We start from the raw sequence: 503 nt of genomic DNA, 5'->3' as shown, positions 1-503 counted from the left end.
TCCTGCCATCCGATCCATATTGAATGAGGTCCAAGGTATGACCATCAAATACGTCAATTTTCTTCATTCGCTGTTGTTCTGATGGCAAGCTCCCTCTTTTTGCATCACAAGTCTTATCCTTGTTTAAATGGGCGTCCCTGTTGCCGCTGCATACAGCAACCATATTTTTATAATTTAGACGATTAACATCTGAAACAGCCTGTGGTAGACAATGCTCAATTGTAGCTCTCCGTTCTTTCTTCCCATTAAGTTCAATTCTTCTCATACAATATGCACATAAATGTCCCTGTTCTAACATCAAGCTGCTTAATACATCCCGCTTTACCTCTGAAGGCATATCTTTGTAGGACGAAAATTCTTGTTTCCGATATTTCAAGAGTGCTCGGGGTTCTTTGCCTTTTTTTATCTGTATCATGTTACACCTTCTTAAAATTGTTCTAATTCAAGCTGTACACGCATCGATACAAGTTCTGGATCATCGCCGATGCATTCTTCAAGTTCAT

1 pseudogene is annotated in these 503 nt (G+C 39.6%); it reads right to left on the bottom strand.

The features are described 5' to 3' along the window. Nucleotides 1–415 (bottom strand): annotated as a pseudogene (locus tag D1841_RS18605) (hypothetical protein); the annotation flags it as partial. Nucleotides 416–503: the final 88 nt, after the last annotated feature.

It is taken from the genome of Neglectibacter sp. X4 (assembly GCF_009917365.1).
In the GTDB taxonomy this organism is placed as follows: domain Bacteria; phylum Bacillota; class Clostridia; order Oscillospirales; family Acutalibacteraceae; genus Acutalibacter.
This window is presented reverse-complemented; position numbering and strand designations above follow the sequence as displayed.